This is a genomic window from Caulobacter sp. LARHSG274, assembly GCF_052871235.1.
This window is the reverse complement of sequence record NZ_JBIXJO010000002.1, coordinates 304779-322119: the sequence shown is the minus strand read 5'-3', so window position 1 is coordinate 322119 and position 17341 is coordinate 304779. Positions and strand designations below refer to the sequence as shown.

The 17341-nt window shown below is 70.3% G+C and carries 17 protein-coding genes; 10 read left to right on the top strand and 7 right to left on the bottom strand.

What is annotated here, in order from left to right:
• Positions 1-150: 150 nt before the first annotated feature.
• Positions 151-1680, bottom strand: coding sequence for a glucan biosynthesis protein G (locus ACIPQB_RS05875; protein WP_446484279.1), 1530 nt, complete (start codon positions 1678-1680; stop codon positions 151-153).
• A gap of 336 nt (positions 1681-2016) precedes the next feature.
• On the opposite strand from ACIPQB_RS05875, the gene ACIPQB_RS05870 reads away from it, so the two are divergent.
• Genes ACIPQB_RS05870 through ACIPQB_RS05855 form a run of 4 tightly spaced genes read left to right on the top strand, consistent with a single transcriptional unit; the run spans position 2017 to position 5592 of the window.
• Positions 2017-3132: an ABC transporter permease gene (locus ACIPQB_RS05870; protein WP_446484278.1), complete on the top strand. Its 1116-nt coding sequence runs from the start codon at positions 2017-2019 to the stop codon at positions 3130-3132.
• A complete protein-coding gene (locus tag ACIPQB_RS05865; RefSeq protein ID WP_446484277.1) occupies positions 3129-3986 on the top strand; it encodes an ABC transporter ATP-binding protein in 858 nt (285 codons plus the stop codon). The genes ACIPQB_RS05870 and ACIPQB_RS05865 overlap by 4 nt, the downstream gene beginning before the upstream one ends.
• Entirely contained in the window at positions 3986-4924 is a 939-nt protein-coding gene (locus ACIPQB_RS05860) for an MlaD family protein (RefSeq protein ID WP_446484276.1), read from the top strand. The genes ACIPQB_RS05865 and ACIPQB_RS05860 overlap by 1 nt, the downstream gene beginning before the upstream one ends.
• A complete protein-coding gene (locus ACIPQB_RS05855; RefSeq protein WP_446484275.1) occupies positions 4921-5592 on the top strand; it encodes an ABC-type transport auxiliary lipoprotein family protein in 672 nt (223 codons plus the stop codon). Before ACIPQB_RS05860 ends, ACIPQB_RS05855 begins: the two co-directional genes overlap by 4 nt.
• A gap of 12 nt (positions 5593-5604) precedes the next feature.
• Here ACIPQB_RS05855 and ACIPQB_RS05850 read toward each other — a convergent pair whose 3' ends face one another.
• On the bottom strand, positions 5605-6501 hold the full coding sequence (locus ACIPQB_RS05850; RefSeq protein WP_446484274.1) for a LysR family transcriptional regulator: 897 nt from the start codon (positions 6499-6501) through the stop codon (positions 5605-5607).
• A 256-nt stretch (positions 6502-6757) separates the two neighbouring features.
• Here ACIPQB_RS05850 and ACIPQB_RS05845 point away from each other — a divergent pair, with 256 nt between their 5' ends.
• Positions 6758-7492, top strand: coding sequence for an SDR family NAD(P)-dependent oxidoreductase (locus ACIPQB_RS05845; RefSeq protein ID WP_446484731.1), 735 nt, complete (start codon positions 6758-6760; stop codon positions 7490-7492).
• A gap of 85 nt (positions 7493-7577) precedes the next feature.
• Positions 7578-8174, top strand: a complete 597-nt coding sequence (locus ACIPQB_RS05840) for an NADPH-dependent F420 reductase (protein WP_446484273.1) — start codon at positions 7578-7580, stop codon at positions 8172-8174.
• Between the two features lie 26 nt (positions 8175-8200).
• Here ACIPQB_RS05840 and spbR read toward each other — a convergent pair whose 3' ends face one another.
• Positions 8201-9334, bottom strand: a complete 1134-nt coding sequence (gene spbR / locus ACIPQB_RS05835; protein ID WP_446484272.1) for a pole-localized protein SpbR — start codon at positions 9332-9334, stop codon at positions 8201-8203.
• Positions 9335-9493: 159 nt separating this feature from the next.
• Between spbR and ACIPQB_RS05830 the strand changes: the two genes are divergently transcribed.
• Positions 9494-11296, top strand: coding sequence for an ATP-binding protein (locus ACIPQB_RS05830; protein WP_446484271.1), 1803 nt, complete (start codon positions 9494-9496; stop codon positions 11294-11296).
• Between the two features lie 166 nt (positions 11297-11462).
• Here the strand turns inward: ACIPQB_RS05830 and ACIPQB_RS05825 are convergent, their stop codons facing one another.
• Together ACIPQB_RS05825 and ACIPQB_RS05820 are read right to left on the bottom strand one after the other, a co-directional pair.
• A complete protein-coding gene (locus ACIPQB_RS05825; RefSeq protein WP_446484270.1) occupies positions 11463-12014 on the bottom strand; it encodes a hypothetical protein in 552 nt (183 codons plus the stop codon).
• Positions 12015-12302: 288 nt separating this feature from the next.
• Complete coding sequence (locus tag ACIPQB_RS05820) at positions 12303-13175, bottom strand: transglycosylase SLT domain-containing protein (protein WP_446484269.1); 873 nt, start codon at positions 13173-13175, stop codon at positions 12303-12305.
• Positions 13176-13527: 352 nt separating this feature from the next.
• On the opposite strand from ACIPQB_RS05820, the gene ACIPQB_RS05815 reads away from it, so the two are divergent.
• Positions 13528-14247: a TonB family protein gene (locus ACIPQB_RS05815; protein WP_446484268.1), complete on the top strand. Its 720-nt coding sequence runs from the start codon at positions 13528-13530 to the stop codon at positions 14245-14247.
• 45 nt (positions 14248-14292) lie between these two features.
• On the opposite strand, the gene ACIPQB_RS05810 is transcribed toward ACIPQB_RS05815, so the two are convergent.
• The gene (locus tag ACIPQB_RS05810) at positions 14293-15456 is read right to left on the bottom strand and encodes an acyl-CoA dehydrogenase family protein (RefSeq protein ID WP_446484267.1); all 1164 of its coding nucleotides are present in this window, start codon (positions 15454-15456) and stop codon (positions 14293-14295) included.
• Between the two features lie 30 nt (positions 15457-15486).
• Complete coding sequence (locus ACIPQB_RS05805; protein WP_446484266.1) at positions 15487-16482, bottom strand: FAD-dependent oxidoreductase; 996 nt, start codon at positions 16480-16482, stop codon at positions 15487-15489.
• Between the two features lie 177 nt (positions 16483-16659).
• On the opposite strand from ACIPQB_RS05805, the gene ACIPQB_RS05800 reads away from it, so the two are divergent.
• The gene (locus tag ACIPQB_RS05800; RefSeq protein WP_446484265.1) at positions 16660-17079 is read left to right on the top strand and encodes a helix-turn-helix domain-containing protein; all 420 of its coding nucleotides are present in this window, start codon (positions 16660-16662) and stop codon (positions 17077-17079) included.
• A gap of 123 nt (positions 17080-17202) precedes the next feature.
• Complete coding sequence (locus tag ACIPQB_RS05795) at positions 17203-17337, top strand: hypothetical protein (RefSeq protein WP_446484264.1); 135 nt, start codon at positions 17203-17205, stop codon at positions 17335-17337.
• Positions 17338-17341 lie beyond the last annotated feature (4 nt).

The following is a 17341-nucleotide window of genomic DNA, read 5'->3' as shown; positions in this document are numbered from 1 at the left end:
CCGGCGAAGGCCGGGGTCCAGATTCAGCCGTCGTATTGGACGCTTATCCGAAACACACAGCCCTATGATCTGGGCCCCGGCCTTCGCCGGGGAGACGGGATAGGGTGGACGTCTCTATCGAGCCATTCCGCCTCGACAAGGCTCCACCCCTCACGCGCTCCAGAGATAACGCCAGGTCTCGGAGATCGGCGCGCCGCCGCGCAGCAGGCGCAGGGACAGGTTGACGCTCGTCCCGACAGGCTTCAGGCCGAACGCCGCGCGGGCCGCGGCCGCGCCGGGATAGGGCGACAGGTCGCGCCAGGCGATCTCGCCGCCGTCGGCCTGGACGTCCAGTTCCACCCCGTCCAGCCCCTCGGCCAGGGCTCCGCCCTCGAAATCGACCGTGAACAGCCGCAGGGCCGCCCGGGCGTCGGCCCCGGTCCGGGTGCGGAACACCCGGGCGCCCGGGCTGGCGAAGCGTTCCTGGCCCCAGTGCAGGCGATAGCGCAGGTCGACCCGCGTCCCGGCCGCCCACGGCGCCTCGGGGCGCCAGAACAGGGCGATGTTGTCGTCGGTCTCCTTGGTGGTCGCCAGCTCGGCCAGCACCACCGCGCCCTTGCCCCACGAGTCCAAGGGTTCGACCCACAAGCTGGGTCGCAGGTCGTAGCGGGCCTGCAGGTCGCCATAGTCCTCCAGCCCCCGCGCCCGCTGGACCAGGCCGAAGCCGCGCGGGTTGTCGTCGGGGAAGCTGCTGAGCCGGTGGGCCTTGGGGTTCTGCAGCGGCCGCCACAGGTGCTCGCCGGCCCCCGTCCAGATCGCCAGGCCGTCGGAATCGTGAACGGCGGTGCGGAAGTCGTCGACCGGCGAGGCGTCGCCGACATTGAACAGGTACATGCTGCTCATCGCCGCGACGCCGCCCTTGGCCATCGCCACCCGCGGGAAGACGGCGGCCGTCACGTCGAACACCACGTCCTCGCCCGGCCGGATGGTGAAGCTGTAGGCCCCCGCGCAGCTGGGGCTGTTCATCAGGGCGTGGACCACCACCGCCGCGCCGTCGGCGGGGCGCTCCAGCCAGAAGGCGGTGAAGTCGGGGAACTCCTCGTTCGGCTCGCCCGCCCCGATCGCCAGGCCGCGCGCCGACAGGCCGTAGCGCTGGCCGCGGCCCAGCGAGCGGAAATAGCTGGCGCCCTGGAAGACGGCGACCTCGTCCAGCTTGTCCGGCGCATTGAGCGGCCACAGCAGGCGGAAGCCGGAAAAGCCGCCCCAGGCCTTGGCCACGTCGGCGTGCTCGCCGGGGATGTCGAACATCGCCGGATCGAAGGCGATCGGCCGGGCCAGGCCGTCGGCGACCTCGAACAGCGGCAGCGGCCGCGGATAGAGATAGGCCGGCGGGAAGAACTCGGCCCGGAAGGTCAGCGGCGGATTGTTCCACAGCGCGTATTGCGACCGAAAGCGGATGCGGAAATAGTCGTCATAGGTCAGGCCGGTCATGGCCGGCAGCGGCGGCGGCGGGCTGTAGGGCGCGGCGGCCAGGGCCTGGGCCCGGGCCTGCAGGATCTGGACGGAGAAGGGTTCGCCCACGGCCGCCCCCTGAGGAGTCGCGGCAGTCTGCGCGGCCGCCAGCCGGGGCGCCAGGGCCAGGAGCGCCGACAGCGAAAATCCGCCGAGCGCCCTCCGCCGGTTCACGGAACTGGTTAACATTCACGCCTTCTAGAACAACCGCCCGCCCAGGCGCTAGACAACGCAGCTTTGGCGACATTGGTTCGCGGTTTTCGCCTCGCCCGCGGTCATCGCCGCCCTCAAGGGCGTCAAATCCGCGGAAAGCCGCGATGATTCCGCGACAGAATCAGGGTCCGGTCGCGGCGTCGTTCAAGCGCCGAACGCCCGCGGCGGAACCAGGCGGCTCGCCGGGACTTGAAGCTGTGCTGGTGTCGCCGCGCGCCGCCGACTATGTCTGGCGCGGGGGGCCGCGCCTTGATGCGTCGGGGCATGGCCTTTCGCGAGGCGGGACGTCGGGAAGAGGACCTGCAGGCTTTCATGGGCGCTCCGGCTGACTTCACCTTCGAGACCGTCGACGGCCAGCGCGCCGTCGTGCTCACGGGGGACTGGACCGCCCGCGGCATGGTCGACGCCGGCGAGCGGCTGATCGCGGCCCTGGACGGCTCCGACGTCGTCGACCTGGACCTGAGCAACCTCACCCGCTGCGACACCGCCGGGGCCTACGCCATCCTCCGGGCCGCCAACGGCCGGGCGGCCGACGGCCACATCCGCGCCCGGCCCCAGACCCAGCGCCTGCTGCAGCTGGTCGGCGACGCCATCAAGGTCGAGCCCGACATCGCCCCGCCGGTCGGCGCCTTTCGGGCCATGCTGGAGCGCATCGGGCGCGGCGTCATCGGCCTGTTCGACGACGGCTACGGCACCCTGGCCTTCCTGGGCCACCTGCTGGTCGCCATCGGCCGCTGCATCGTTAAGCCCAGCCGGATCCGCTGGGCCCCGGTCGTGTCGCTGTCGGAGCGGGCGGGCCTGGACGCCATCCCGATCGTCGCCACCACCACCTTCTTCATCGGCGCGGTGGTGGCCCTGCTGGGCGCCAACCTGCTGACCCAGTTCGGGGCCCAGGTCTTCGCCGTCGAGCTGATCGGCGTTTCGGTGCTGCGCGAGTTCAACATCCTGATCACCGCCATCCTGCTGGCCGGCCGCTCGGCCTCCAGCTTCGCGGCCGAGATCGGCTCGATGAAGATGAACCAGGAGATCGACGCCATGCAGGTGATGGGGGTCGACCCCTACGAGGCCCTGGTGCTGCCGCGCTTCGCCGCCATGCTGATCACCATCCCGCTGCTGACCTTCGTGGCCACCCTGGCGGGCCTGGCCGGCGGCCTGCTGGTCACCTGGATCGTGCTGGACCTGTCGCCGTCCTTCTTCCTGCAGCGGATGGTCGACTCGGTGGGGGTGCAGCACTTCTGGATCGGCCTGTCCAAGGCCCCGGTGATGGCCATGGTCATCGCCGCCATCGGCTGCCGCCAGGGCATGGAGGTCGGCAACGACGTGGAGTCCCTGGGCCGCCGGGTCACCGCCGCCGTGGTCCACGCCATCTTCGCGATCATCGCCATCGATGCGGTCTTCGCCCTGATCTATATGGAGCTGAACCTGTGAGCGCGGCCCAGACGCCCGCCGTCGAGGAGGACGCGCCCTCGACCGCCGAGGCCCCGCCGATCCGGGTCACGGGCCTGGTCTCGCGGTTCGGCGACAATGTCATCCATGACGGCCTCGACCTCAGCGTCAACCGCGGCGAGATCTTCGGCGTGGTCGGCGGCTCGGGCGCGGGCAAGTCGGTGCTGCTCAACACCATCATCGGCCTGAAGGTCCCCGACGGCGGGTCGGTCAAGCTGTTCGGCCAGGACATGGCCGACGCCTCGCGCCATCGCTGGAACATCATCGAGCGCCGCTGGGGCGTGCTGTTCCAACAGGGCGCCCTGTTCTCCAACCTGACGGTGCGCGAGAACGTCGCCGCGCCGCTGCACGAGCACACCCGCCTGCCCCGACAGGAGATCGACCACTTGGCCGACCTGAAGATCGCCCTGGTCGGCCTGCCCGCCTCGGCCGGCAATCTCAAGCCGGCCGAGCTGTCGGGCGGCATGCGCAAGCGCGCCGGCCTGGCCCGGGCCTTGGCCATGGACCCCGAGCTGCTGTTCCTCGACGAGCCGACCGCGGGGCTCGATCCGATCAGCGCCGGGGCCTTCGACGAACTGATCAAGGACCTCTCCGACAGCCTGGACCTGACGGTGTTCATGATCACCCACGACCTGGACACCCTCTACGCCATCACCGACCGCATCGCCGTGATCGCCGACAAGAAGGTCGTCGCCGACGGATCGGTGGACGAACTGGAAAAGTCCGATCATCCCTGGATCAAAGAATACTTCCTGGGACCACGCGGTCGCGCGGCCGCCGGCAAGTCGACGCCACCCCAGTCGACATCCCCCAAGTCGACCTCGAGGACGAGCTGATGGAAAGAAACGCCAACTACGCCCTGGTCGGCGCGGCCACCCTGGTGCTGTTCATGGGGCTGGTGATCTTCGCGGTCTGGCTGGCCAAGCTCAGCTTCAGCCAGGAATACGACATCTACGACGTGCTGTTCGTCGGCCCGGTGCGCGGCCTGTCGGACGGCGGCGAGGTGCATTTCAACGGCATCAAGGTCGGCGAGGTCACCAAGATCGCCCTGGACAAGCGCGACCCCAACCGGGTGATCGCCCGGGTCCGGGTCACCTCGGACGTGCCGATCAAGACCGACAGCTACGCCACCCTCGAGCCCCAGGGCATCACCGGCGTCAACTACATCCAGATCACCGCCGGCGACCCGGCCAAGCCGCTGCTGAAGACCACCGTCAAGGACGGCGAGGCGCCGGTGATCCGCAGCCAGCGCAGCGCCCTGTCCGACCTGCTGGAGGGCGGCGGCACCGTGCTGACCCGCACCATCGAGGCCCTGGACCGCATCAACCGGGTGCTGTCGGACGACAACGTCAAGACCTTCAGCGCTTCGCTCAACGACCTCCAGGCGGTCACGGGCGAGCTGCGCGAGCGCAAGGCGATCATCGCCGACGCCCAGGCCGCCCTGCAGAGCCTGGAGGCGACCTCGACCAAGATCGGCGAGCTGTCGGACTCCTCCAAGGGCCTGGTCGACGGCGACGCCAAGCGCACCCTGAAGAACCTCGGCGACGCCGCCGACGAACTGCGGTCCACCGCCAAGGAGGTGCACGGCATGGTCGGCAAGCTGGACGGCCCGACCAGCGATTTCGCCACCACCAGCCTGCCGCAGCTGTCGGCGGCCGTCGTCACCCTGCAGTCGGCCGCCGAGTCCCTGGACCGGCTGGTCGGCGAAGTCGAACAGAACCCGCGCGGCCTGGTGTCCAAGGCGCCGGCCAAGGAAGTGGAGGTCAAGCCGTGAGCATTCCCCCCGTGCGCGCCTTGGGCCCCGCCCTGCGGTCGCTGGGCCGCGCCGTCCCCGCCCTCGCCCTGTGCCTGGCCCTGGGCGGCTGCATCAGCCTGTTCCCCAAGGCCGAGCCGTCGGGCCTGTACCGGTTCGGCCACGATCCGCTCGGCGGCGCCGCCCCGGCCCCGGCCGCCGCCCGGACCTTCGGGGTGCTCAAGACCCCGACCGTCTTCACCCGCGCCGCGGCCGCCGACCGGATCCTGACCGTCACCAACGGCGAGGCCGCCTATATCGCCGGGGCCCGCTGGGTGTCGCCGGCCTCGGTGCTGTTCGACGAGGCGGTGTCGCGGGCCTTCGAGTCCGACGCCAGCCGCGCCCGCCTGGTCACCCGCGGCGAGACGGCCAGGGCCGCCCTGGCCCTGCGCCTGGAGGTCCGCTCGTTCGAGGCCGACTATGTCGACGGGCCCAAGGCCGCGCCGGAGGTGCTGGTCGAGATCCGCGCCGTCGCCACCCGCGCCGCCGACCGCACCCTGGTCGGCGACCAGGTGTTCGTGGCCAAGGTCAAGGCGACCGACAACCGGGTCGGGGCCATCGTCCAGGCCTATGACCAGGCCAACAGCCAGGCCCTGGCCCAGATCGTCGCCTGGGTCAGCGCCGCGGGGGCGAGCTTGCCGCAGAGCTGACGGCGGGGCGCATCAGTCGCCCGATAGGGACAGCCCCGCGAGCAGCGGCGCGTAGGCGGCGAGCCTGGCGGAGATGAACTCCGTGAAAAGCCGCACGCGCTTGGTCTTGCGGGTCTCGCCCTGGGTGAGCAGCCATAGCGTTCCGTACAGGTGCAGGTCGACGCCCGGCGCCCTGGCCAGCAGCGGGTCGGCGTCGCCGACGAAGCACGGCAGCGTCGTGATCCCCAGCCCTTGCCGTACGGCGGCGATCTGCGCGCCGGCGTCCGTGACCCTGAACGGAACCCCCGCGGCGGCGACCTCGCCCGCGCTGGCCCAGTCCGGAACGCCATGGGCGCTGATGACGATCCACCGCGGGGGATCGGGCGCGCCCGCCTGCCGCGCGGCCAGTCGATCGCGGGAGATGTAGACGCCGCCGAACACCTCCGGTCCCTTCAGGCCGTGAAGATTGAGCGGCAGGGTCTTGCGCTCATAGACGACGCGGATCGCCACGTCGGCCTCGCGGTTGGTCAGGTTCGCCAGCTCGCCGGATGAGATGATGTCCATCTCGATATCCGGATGCAGGCGCGCGAAATCGGCGAAGTCCGACATCAGCAGGTGGGTCGCCAGGGGCGGCGCCAGGGTCACCCGCAGACGCCCGCGCACGCTCTGGTCGCGCCCGAAGACGCGGGTCTCCAGCTGGTGCGACGAGGCCTCCATCTGGTTGGCGAGCTCGAGCACCTCCTCACCCGCGGTCGTCAGGCGGTAGCCCGACGGCAGCTTTTCGAACATCTGCGCCCCGAGGCGTTGCTCGAGCTGGGCGATGCGCCGGAGCACCGTCGCGTGGTTGACGCCCAGGCGCTCGGCGGCGGCCCGCACCGAGCCCGCCCGCGCGACGGCGAGGAAATAGCGAACGTCATCCCAGTCGATCATGGTGCATTCCCGCGCCGCGCCGTGCGCCGTCCGAAGTCCGTATCCAGCACGTCGAACGGCCGTACGGCGGCCGCCATGGCCCATGTCGACGAGCGTGGCCCGATCTTGCATGGCGGACGCCGATCGTCGAGCCGGATCGTTTTCGCACCACCGATGTGCGCGCTTCCGCACTCAACCCCTGACCCAGGCCGACCCATCTGGAGCGTCTCGGGATCTGCCCGAACAGCCAAACACAGAACCCCGAAGGAGAGACATCATGGGAAAGCTTGAAGGCAAGGTCGCCGTCGTCACCGGCGGATCGAGCGGCATGGCGCTGGCGAGCGCCAAACGGTTCGTCGAGGAAGGCGCCTATGTCTTCATCACGGGCCGCAGACAGGAGACGCTGGACGCGGCCGTCAAGCTGATCGGCCGGAACGTCACCGGCGTGCATGGCGACGCCTCCAACCTCGCCGACCTCGACCGCCTGTTCGACACCGTCAAGCGGGAGAAGGGCAGGATCGACGTCCTCTACGCCAGCGCCGGCGTCGGCGAAGCCGCCCTGCTGGGCGAGATCACCGAGCAGCATTTCGATACGGCCTTCAACCTGAATGCGCGCGGCACGCTGTTTACGGTCCAGAAGGCGCTGCCGCTGTTCAACGACGGCGGATCGATCTTCATGACCGGGTCGGTGGCTTCGATCAAAGGCTTTCCCGGCTACAGCGTCTATGCGGCCAGCAAGGCGGCGCTGCACGCATTCGCCCGCGGGTGGCTCAACGAGCTCAAGGGCCGGAACATCCGGGTCAACGTGCTGCACCCGGGGCCGATCGCCACGCCGATGCAGGACGAGGTTCTCACCGAAGAAGCAAAGCAGATGTTCGAATCCCTGATTCCCCGGGGAAAGATGGGTCGTCCCGAGGAAATCGCCGCGGTCGCGCTGTTTCTGGCCTCGGACGATTCGAGCTTCGTGAACGGGATGGCGCTGTCCGTCGACGGCGGCTTCTCGGCCATCTGAACGGACCGCCGGACCGGGAACCGGCGCGCGCGCCGGCGCCGTCGAAGGCCGGGACATCAAGATCGACACGGATCGGAAAACCATCATGACTTATGCAATCATCGGCTTCGGCAAGATCGGCCAGGTCCTCGCCAAGGCGTTCGCCCGCAAGGGCGTCGAAGTCTTCGTCGCCACCACGCGCGACCCGGAAAGCTTCGCCGCCGATGCGGCCGCGATCGGACCCACGGTCCTTCCCAGGACACTGGCGGAAGCGGTCAAGGCGGACACCGTCTTCCTGGCGGTCCGTTTCGAGGCGCACCCCAAGGTCGCCAAGGCGCTGCCCAGCTGGAAGGGCAAGACCATCGTCGACGCGACGAACCTGTTTCCGGTCCCCGAGGGGCTGGAGGTTCCGTCCTCCGCCGTCGTCGCCAAGGCGTTCACCGGCGCCAAGCTCGTCAAGGGGTTCAATCACTTGCTCGCGGCCACCCTGGCGGCCGATCCGGTCGTCGAGGGCGGCCACCGGGTCGTCTTCCTGTCGAGCGACGACGAGGATGCGATCGGGCCCGTGGCGGCCCTGGCCAGACAGCTCGGGTTCGCGCCCGTCGAACTGGGCAAACTCGACGCGGGCGGCGCCCTGGTCCACGCCCACGGCCGCACCTGGGGCCCGCTGATCTTCCAGGACCTGTTCAAGAAACAGCCGTAGCGGAGCCGACGGCCGGAGGCCGAAACTCAGCCCACCGCGGCCTGGACCTGATCCGCCAGGCGGTCGACGCGGTCGAGCAGGTAGTCGGCGTCCTCGCGCGACACCGTGGTCGACGAGGTCAGGAAGCGCTGGATCATGTGCGCCTGGAAGCGTTCGCGATCGCCCGGACCGCCGTCATATTCCAGGTCGTGGAAGGCGTCGACGCCCGCCCGCAGGGCGGCAAACAACCGCGGCGGCAGGCCGGCCCGCTCGCAGATCGCCTTCAGGCCCAGGGGGCCGGCGTCGTGGATCATCAGCCAGGTGCGGTGATGCGGCACGCCCGCCAGCTCGGCCACCCCCCACTCGAAGAAGGTCATGTGGCCATGGGCCAAGGCCCGTAGCAGCAGGGACGGCGTCAGGCGCTCGACGCTGTTGAGATGGGCCACGAAGCCCTTGGCGTCGGCGGTGCGGCCGGCCTGGTCGACGAGATCGAGGGTCGCGCGCTCCTTGGCGCCGACGATCAGGTCCAGCACCCGTTCGGCCGACAGGGCGTGGTGGGTCAGGATATGGTCGCGAAGCTGGTCGCCGACCATGTCGATCAGGCGCTCGGTCACCGACAGCGGCAGCACCGAGCGGTAGGCGACGGCGGCCAGCACCTGTTCGGACTTGGCGAAGCGATCCAGGGCCTTCTGCAGGGCCAGGTCGGTCAGCCGGGCGTTGTCGTTGGCGCAGACGGCGGCGACCACCTCCTCGTCGCCCTGCTCGACCAGCAGCGCGCCGATCCGGCTGGACAGCTTGGGGCGCTTGGCCACGGCCAATTGCCGCACCGGCCCGCCCAGGCGGATGATCTCGGCCAGGTCGTGGTCGCTGAACACCGGCGAGAAGCTGATGACCGGCAGGGCCACGCTCTCGACGTCGCGAGCCAGGCGGTTGGCGACGTCGGACGGCAGGGTCGGCGAATTGCGCAGGGTCACCGCCATGGCCCGGCGGACCAGTTCGGCGGCGTCGGCGGCCATCACCCGCAGGATGTCGGCGGCCAGGGCCCGCTGGGCCTCGTCCATCTCGGCCCGGTCGATGGTCCGGCACAGCTTGTGGGCGGCCAGGGCGCGCTCGTCGGGCGTGGCGCCCTTCACCAGCATGCGGATGTCGTGGTCGGTCAGAGCGGCGCGGGTGGTGGCCATGGGGTCTCCCCTATCCTCGGGGGATAGCTGAATCGGATCATCGCTCGTTAGGCTTAACGATTGTTTGCCCGCATTCGCCTGTGGATTAACGATAAGCCGTAACCGGCCGCAAACCGCGATCTCCTACGGTCCTGGCTCACCAGCCGGGGAATCAGACTGTTGTTCGTCGAGCGCCGATCCGAAGACCTCGCCGCCCCCGGCGCCGACACGCGGCTGGCGCTGGACGCCCAGACGGCGCTGCTGCCCTACGCCCTGGCGGTGTTCGCGGTCAGCCTGCCGATCTATGTCTGGGCCGGTTCGTTCGCCGCCAACGCCGGCTGGCTGTCGGCCAGCTTCGCGGTGTTCGCGATCAACTGGGGCGCTTTCTACGGCGTCGCCGGCTGGCTGCGGACGCCGCAGGCCGAGGACATTCCACGCCGCGCGCGGGTGCACCTGCTGTCGGGCCTGCTCTGGGCCTCGGCCGTGGCCCAGATGGCCGCCTTCGCCGAAGGGGCCGGGCCGGCGCGCGAGACCCTGCTGCTGCTGGCGGCCGGGGCGGCGGTGATCTGCATCTTCTTTTCGGCCCCCTATCTGCTGGCCCTGCTGATCACCGCCCCGGTGGCGGCCGCCGCGCCGCTGGTGTTGCTGTTCTCGCGCCCCGACAGTCATCGGTCCGGGACCCTGGCCTGGGGAGCGATCGCCCTCGCCATGGCCCTGTCGCTGGTGCTGAACCGCATGCTGCGCCGCCAGCACGCCCTGGCCCTGGCCCACGAGGCCCTGCTGGAGGAGCGGCTGCGGGTGGTGGAGGCCGCCGAGCGGACGGCGCGCTCGAAGTCCGACATCGTCGCCACCCTGAGCCACGAGATCCGCAACGGCCTGACCGGGGTGACCCACGTCCTGGCCGCCGCCGCCGGCAAGGGCGGCCGGGCGGCCCCGTCGCGCGAGCAGCTCAACGCCGCCCTCGACGCCGCCCAGGACCTGGTCGCCGTGCTCAACGCCACCTTGGACTCCGAGACCGCCGAGTCGGGTCGGCTGGCGGTCGACAGCGTCGCCTTCGAGCCGGTGCGGCTGATCCGCGACCTGGTCCTGCTCGACCGGCCCCACGCCGTCGCCAAGGGCCTGGAGCTGTCGGTCCATGTCGAGGCCGACCTGGAGCATCGGCAGGCCGGCGCCGCGATCGGCGATCCCCTGCGCACCCGCCAGATCATCGCCAACATCGTCGGCAACGCCGTCAAATATACGGTGCGCGGCCGCATCGAGGTGCGGGTCGAGCGGCGCGGCGACCAGATCGCCATCGAGGTGGCCGACACCGGTCCGGGCCTGTCGATCGACGAGATGGAGCAGGCCTTCGAGGCCTTCCGCCGGATCGAGCGCACCGGGGCCGGGGTCAATGGCGCCGGCCTGGGCCTGTCGCTGTCGCGCCAGCTGGCCCGGCTGATGGGCGGCGCCCTGGAGGCCCGCAGCGCCGTCGGCGTCGGCAGCTGCTTCACCCTGACCCTGCCCTATGACGAGCACGCCGCCTGCGCCGTCGACCTGGTCGGCGACACACCCCAGGTCACCGAGCCGGCCGGCGCCCCGCCGCGCAACCTGCGGATCCTGATCGCCGAGGACGACGCCCTCAACGCCGCCATGCTGCGGGCCATTCTCGAGCAGCTCGGCCACCAGGTGGTCCACGCCCAGAACGGCCGCCGGGCCCTGGACCTGGCCCGGACCTGCGACTTCGACCTGGTGATGCTGGACGGCCGCATGCCGATCCTCGACGGCCCCCAGACCGCCGCGGCCCTGCGCGCCCTGGACGGCGGCAACCGCGACGTGGCGATCATCGCGGTGATCGGCGGCGACGCCGACGAGGCCCGCGACTGCCTGGACGCCGGGGCCGACACCGTTCTGCGCAAGCCGGTCAGCGTCGCCGCCGTGGCCCGCGCCGTGGCCGACGCGGCGACCCTGGACCGCCGGGGCCTCGGCCAGGCGGCGGTGGCCTAAGGGATTTTAGATCGGCACGCTCTCCCCAACCACCGTCTTCCCGGCGAAGGCCGGGACCCAGATCCATCCTGAGCGGCTCGTGGGCTTCACCTGGGCCCCGGCCTTCGCCGGGGAGACGGGGATTTCAGATGCGTGTTCGACTTGAAGAAACGTGCTCTGGACCAGTCTACTGGACCTTGAACGTCACCTTGTAGTGTCCGTCGCCGCCGCTCTCCTTGAACTCAAGCAGCGTGGTCTTGCCGGGGGCGACGACGAGCCGCCTGGGCAAACCAATGCGATCATCGGGATCTTTCGGGGCCCTGATCGTGGCGCTGGCAGCGCCCAGGAAGGCGTTGACGACGCCTGCCGCCGCGGCCGCTCTCTGCGGTTCCTGACCCGTGCCCAGGCCGGCGACGGTCTGGCTGACCATCATCGCCTTCCAGGCGACATCGGTCATGGTCTTCCATAGCCCCAAGGCTTCCGCGTCGATGTCGCGGCCGCTGTCCTGATCGACGAGCATGACGACATAGACAGCGTCCGAACGGAACTGCGCGATGGGGATGTCCTGCTTTCGGACTTCGGCGGCGTCGAAGTCATCCCAGAAATTTCCCGGTCCCTGAACGCCGACATTGCTGGCGAAGGGCGCGGTCGTATTACCGCGGAACGTCATCAAATAAATATCGTCGGCTGAATCCGACGAGTCCACGCAACGCATTTCATCAACCAAGACTGCGGCCATGGTGTCTTTCCTCCGTCTTCATCCAGGCGCGTGTCGCCCATTGTTTTTACGCGCACTGTCATGAGGCGAAACGACATCGGCCGCGCCGCTCGCACACTGGTAGAAGGGAGGCGATGGAAATGCAACCAACTATATAGATCGCTTTAAAACTCTCCCAAAGAGAGCGTTCATGCTGAACGGATCGTGAGCTGGCGCTGCGCCCTTGGACCGTCGGGGCCTCAGCCAGATGGCGGCCTATTTTTGAAGCTTGGCCGGGATGAGCGGAAGTGTGGTTTGGCGGCGAACGCCTTAGCGCCCCGCCTTGTCGCTGGCGTCCGACAGCACCCGCAGCATTTCCGACGAGAACATCGAACTGGTCATCCGCTGGGCCGACGAGCCGCCGGCGTTCGAGGCCAGGCCGAAGCCGCCGCTGTCGACGCCCTGCGAGCCGCGCAGGATCAGCTCGACCAGGGCCTGCTGCTGCTGGATGCGCTCCAGCCGCCGGCCGGAGGCGTATTGCACGAAGCCCTGGTCGGCGTCGGGTGCAACGCGCGCGGCGTCGGGGACAGCGGCCTCCTCCGCCCCGCCGGTCCGGGTCAGGTTGGCGTAGACCTCGCCGACCGTGGCGGCGCGGCCGTCGCGGTAGAAGATCGACCGGTTGGCGGCCGCCGCGTCGGGGAACATCGCCGCGGCGCTGGCCCCGGGGGCGGCGTTGGCCGCCTCGATCAGCCGGGCCGAGCCCTGGGGTCCGAGGAAGTGGGCGGCGTACAGCTCGCCGGCCGTGGGCGAGCGCCCGACCCGGCCGCGCAGGTAGGAGGCGTGGTCGGAGGCCAGCTCGCCGGCCATCAGCGAGGCGGCGTGCGGGTCGAGCTTCAGGCCCAGCACGGCCTTGCGGGCCTCGTCGCCGGCCACCCGGTACTTGCCGTCCGGCCCCTGCTGGATCAGGTCGGCGTAGCGGGCGTAGCCGTACTTGGCGCCATGCTTCTTGAGGGTCGACAGCCAGGTCTGGTCGACGAACTGGAACAGGCCCGAGGCCGAGGAGGTGCGGGCCTGGGCGTTGGGGTTGTAGCCGCTCTCGCGCTTGGCCGCGCCCATCAGGAACGTGAAGTCCACCCCCGTCGCGCTGGAGGCGCGCTGGATCGCCGACTCGACGACGCTGCGAATGGAGGTGACGTTCGCCATGCGCTCCTGTCTGGACCCGCGTGGTTAATACGCGATTAACCATGACCGGGCGCGGGGCCGCGAGGCCTGCGTCAGGGTGTCTCGGCAGGTTCACGCGTCGTTTTGAGCGCTGCTCTCCCATCGCCGTCTTCCCGGCGAAGGCCGGGATCCAGATTCATCCGGAGCGCTCGTGGGCTTCACCTGGGCTCCGGCCTTCGCCGGGGAGACGGAGTTTGGGCGACCTCCCGAGAGCGAAAGCCATGCTCGCGCTTACGGTCGTAAAAATTCTACGGTCGTAATATTTACATCAGTAAATTTCCATGCTTGGCTATCGTCGTCGGCTCGTCAGAGGCCGGCGCCCAAGGAGGTCGCCATGGTCGCCCAACACGCTGTGATCGGTTCCTACATCCCCGGCCTGGACGCGCCGCGCGGCAAGCCGTCCAAGGCGCTGGTGGCGGCGCTGGTCGTCGTCTCCGCCGCCCACGCGGGGCTGTTCGCCTATCTGGCCTACCAGAAGTTCGTCGTGCCGCCGGCGATCGACGATGGCCCGCCGGTGACCAGGATCGAGAAATGGATCCCGATCGAACAGCCCAAGCCGCAGCCGGACAGGCCCAAGCCGGTCCAGTCCAATCCCATCCAGCCGCACGCGCCGGCCGAGCCGCCGCCCCTGGCCAGCACCGAGAAGCTGGTCGTGCCCATGCCGCCGGCGAGCGACGTCAAGGGTTCGGGTCCGCCGGTGTTCACCGCCGATCCGCCGGTGATCGCCGATCCGCCGGCCCAGCCCCTGCCCCGGGTCGTCACCCGCCCCAACTGGCTGAAAAGGCCGGGGGCCTCGGAGTTCAGCCGCTTCTATCCCGAAAGCGCCATGCGCCGGAGCGTCGGCGGCCTGGCCGTCCTGAACTGCACGGTGGCGGCCAACGGCTCGATCCAGACCTGCACCGTCGTCGACGAGACCCCGGCCGAGGAGGGCTTCGGCAAGGCCGCCCTGAAGCTGTCGCGGTTCTTCAGGATGAGCCCGCAGATGGAGAACGGCCAGGCCGTCGACGGCGCCAGCGTCCGCATCCCGATCCGCTTCGACGCCGCCGAGGGCTAGCGATCGGAGGGGGGGCGGGGCGGGGCCGGGGGCCTCCCCGCCTCCTCAATAGCTCTTCGGCAGACCCAGCACCCGCTCGGCGATGTAGTTGAGGATCATCTCGCGGCTGACCGGGGCGATGCGGGCGATCATGGCTTCGCGGAAATAGCGCTCGACGTCATATTCCCGGGCGTAGCCCATGCCGCCATGGGCCAGGACCGAGGCCTCGCAGGCGGAGAAGCCGGCCTCGGCCCCCAGGTACTTGGCGGCGTTGGCCTCGGCCCCGCAGTCCTGGCCGGCGTCGTAGAGCGCCGCGGCTTTGAAGGCCATCAGATTGGCCGCCTCCAGCTCGGCCCAGGACCGGGCCAGCGGATGCTGCACGCCCTGGTTCTGGCCGATCGGCCGGCCGAACACCACCCGCTCCTTGGCGTAGGCCGCCGCCTTGGCCAGGGCCGCCCGCCCCAGGCCGATAGCCTCGGCCGCGAACAGCACCCGCTCGGGATTGAGACCGTGCAGCAGGTAGGAAAAGCCCCTGCCCTCCTCCCCCACCAGATCCTCGGCCGGCACGTGCAGGTCCTCGATGAACAGCAGATTGCACTCGACCGCCTTGCGGCCCATTTTCGGGATCGGCTTGGCCTCGATGCGGTCGCTGTCGGTATAGAACAGCGACAGGCCCTGGGTGGGCTTGGCGCACTGGTCCTTGGGCGTGGTGCGGGCGATGATCAGGATCTTGTTGGCCCGCTGGGCCCCGGTCGTCCAGATCTTGCGGCCGTTGAGCACATAGCCGTCGGCGGTGCGCTCGGCCCTCGTCTCCAGGCTGGCGGTGTCGAGGCCGGAATTGGGCTCGGTGACCGCAAAGCACATCTTGTCCTGGCCGCTGATCAGCCGCGGCAGGTGCCGCTGGCGCTGGTCGTCGCTGCCGAACTTCACGATCGGCATCGGGCCGAAGATGTTCAGGTGGATGGCCGAGGCCCCGGTGAAGCCGGCCCCGGACTGGGCCACCGCCTGCATCATCACCGCCGCCTCGGTCAGGCCCAGGCCGGCCCCGCCGACGCTCTCGGGCATGGCCACGCCCAGCCAGCCGCCGGCGGCGATGGCGGCGACGAAGTCCTCGGGAAAGACGCCGGTCTCGTCGGTGCGGCGCCAGTAGTCGTCGTCGAACTCGGCGCACAGCCGGGCGACGCCGTCATGAATGGCTTGCTGCTCCTCGGTCAACCAGAACCCGGCCATCCGCCCCCGCCCCGCTGTTGTCGCTGTCGTTCAGGCCTTCTCGAACCGCCGAGCGTCGAAGCGCGCGGCGTCGGGACCCGGGTCCTGCCCCGTCAGATACGCCGCGACCAGATCGGCGACAAGCGGGGCCAGCAGCCAGCCGTTGCGCCGCGCCCCGACCGCCAGCATCACCCCGGGCGCGGCGCTCCAGCCGACCAACGGCAGGCCGTCGGGGGTGGCGGCCCGCACCCCGACCTCGGTGGCCAGGACCGCCTGGGCCAGTTCGGGGCGCAGGCGGAGCGCGGCCTGGCGCAGGGCCTCGGTCGCGGCCGGATCGACCTGCAGGTCGTCGCGGCCGGTCTCCATGGTCGCGCCGATCGCCGGGCGGGGGCCGGGGCACAGATAGACCCCCTCGCCGCGCAGGACCGGTCCGGCGGCCGGGCCGCGGTCGGCGCGCAGGATCTGGCCCTTGATCGGGGTCAGGACGGCCAGCTCCGGCGCCAGGCCGAGGTCGCGCGCCGCGCCGGTGGCCAGCACCACGGTCGGGAAGGCCTCAAGGTCGTCCGGCGTGAAGGCTCGGGCCTCGATCTGTGCGCCCAGGGCCAGGGCGGCGTCGCGCAAGGTCGCCAGGGCGGGGCGGGCCTCGATCCGCCAATCTTCGCGGCTGAGGAGAGCCTTGCCGCCCTCCAGGCGCTCCACGGGCGCGCCCAGGGCCGTGAACCGGGCGGCGATGGTCGCCAGCCATGCCGCCTCGCCCTCGACCCTCAGGCCGTCGCGCAGGATCGGCAGGGCCAGGCCCTCGGCGAAGGCCGGCCAGAGGTCGCGGGCCCGGCGCAGCAGGTCCAGGTGGGCGCCCGATATGGGATCGAAAACGGCCTCGGCCGCCGGGGCCAGCATGCCCGCCGCCACGCCCGAGGCGTTGTCGGCCCAGGGGCGCGGCTCGAACAGCGTCACCGCCAATCCGGCGCGCGCCAGGCTCAGCGCCGCCGCCGATCCGATCGCGCCGCCGCCGGCCACCGCCACGCGCGCGCCCTGCCTCGTCTTCATCAGCGGCAGACACTCTGGCCGAGGCAAAAGGTCAACCCCGCCGCGCGAATATCAGGCAAAAGATGAGATATGTCAGAGGCGTGACTAAGCAGGCCACCTGGGTCTATTCTGCACCGATCAAGCTGGGCCGCGCGGCCGCGTCGATCGAGACGCCGGCCGCTATAGGACGTTAGGCAGATGACCGAAAAATCTATGGCCGACATGGCTCACCCGGTCGATCTCTATGTCGGGGCGCGCCTGCGGATTCGCCGCAAGGTGCTGGGATTGAGCCAGACTCAACTGGCCGACGCCCTGGGCATCACCTTCCAGCAGGTGCAGAAATACGAGCGCGGCGCCAACCGGATCAGCGCCTCCAAGCTGTACGAGGCTGCGCGGCTGCTGCAGTCGCCGGTGTCCTACTTCTTCGAGGGGCTGGACGAAACCGCCCAGGGCGGCGACGACGGCCTGGCCCACCGAATGACCCAGTTCGTGGCCACGCCCGAGGGCCTGGAGCTGGCCGGCCTGTTCCCGCGCCTGGGCGACCGGCGGCTGCGCCGCCGCGTGGTCGACCTGGTCCGGGCCATGGTCGACGACGAACCGGTCGCCGCGGTTCGCTGAGGCGCGCGGCGGCCAGCGGCGCCGTGCCGCAGGCCGCCGCCCTATCGAAAAGCCGCGCTTCGGCGCAGTCTCCTGGACAGGGAGCAGCGCGGCAACGTCCGCGCGTCAGTTCAGGAGCGTGGCGTGAAAACGGCTTCAGGCATGGTGTTGGGCAGGGTTCGCTACTGGTGGCAGACCCGCCCCATGGCCGGCCTGACCGTCGGCTGGATCGCGATCGCCCTGGTCGCCTGGCGCGTCTGGGCCGTCCTCGTCGGCTAGGCCC

Coding starts and splice junctions, on each gene's coding strand:
- ACIPQB_RS05875 (WP_446484279.1), bottom strand. CDS start 1,680: ATGTTAACCAGTTCCGTGAACCGGCGGAGGGCGCTCGGCGGATTTTCG.
- ACIPQB_RS05870 (WP_446484278.1), top strand. CDS start 2,017: ATGGGCGCTCCGGCTGACTTCACCTTCGAGACCGTCGACGGCCAGCGC.
- ACIPQB_RS05860 (WP_446484276.1), top strand. CDS start 3,986: ATGGAAAGAAACGCCAACTACGCCCTGGTCGGCGCGGCCACCCTGGTG.
- ACIPQB_RS05850 (WP_446484274.1), bottom strand. CDS start 6,501: ATGATCGACTGGGATGACGTTCGCTATTTCCTCGCCGTCGCGCGGGCG.
- ACIPQB_RS05845 (WP_446484731.1), top strand. CDS start 6,758: ATGGGAAAGCTTGAAGGCAAGGTCGCCGTCGTCACCGGCGGATCGAGC.
- ACIPQB_RS05840 (WP_446484273.1), top strand. CDS start 7,578: ATGACTTATGCAATCATCGGCTTCGGCAAGATCGGCCAGGTCCTCGCC.
- spbR (WP_446484272.1), bottom strand. CDS start 9,334: ATGGCCACCACCCGCGCCGCTCTGACCGACCACGACATCCGCATGCTG.
- ACIPQB_RS05825 (WP_446484270.1), bottom strand. CDS start 12,014: ATGGCCGCAGTCTTGGTTGATGAAATGCGTTGCGTGGACTCGTCGGAT.
- ACIPQB_RS05820 (WP_446484269.1), bottom strand. CDS start 13,175: ATGGCGAACGTCACCTCCATTCGCAGCGTCGTCGAGTCGGCGATCCAG.
- ACIPQB_RS05815 (WP_446484268.1), top strand. CDS start 13,528: ATGGTCGCCCAACACGCTGTGATCGGTTCCTACATCCCCGGCCTGGAC.
- ACIPQB_RS05810 (WP_446484267.1), bottom strand. CDS start 15,456: ATGGCCGGGTTCTGGTTGACCGAGGAGCAGCAAGCCATTCATGACGGC.
- ACIPQB_RS05805 (WP_446484266.1), bottom strand. CDS start 16,482: ATGAAGACGAGGCAGGGCGCGCGCGTGGCGGTGGCCGGCGGCGGCGCG.
- ACIPQB_RS05800 (WP_446484265.1), top strand. CDS start 16,660: ATGACCGAAAAATCTATGGCCGACATGGCTCACCCGGTCGATCTCTAT.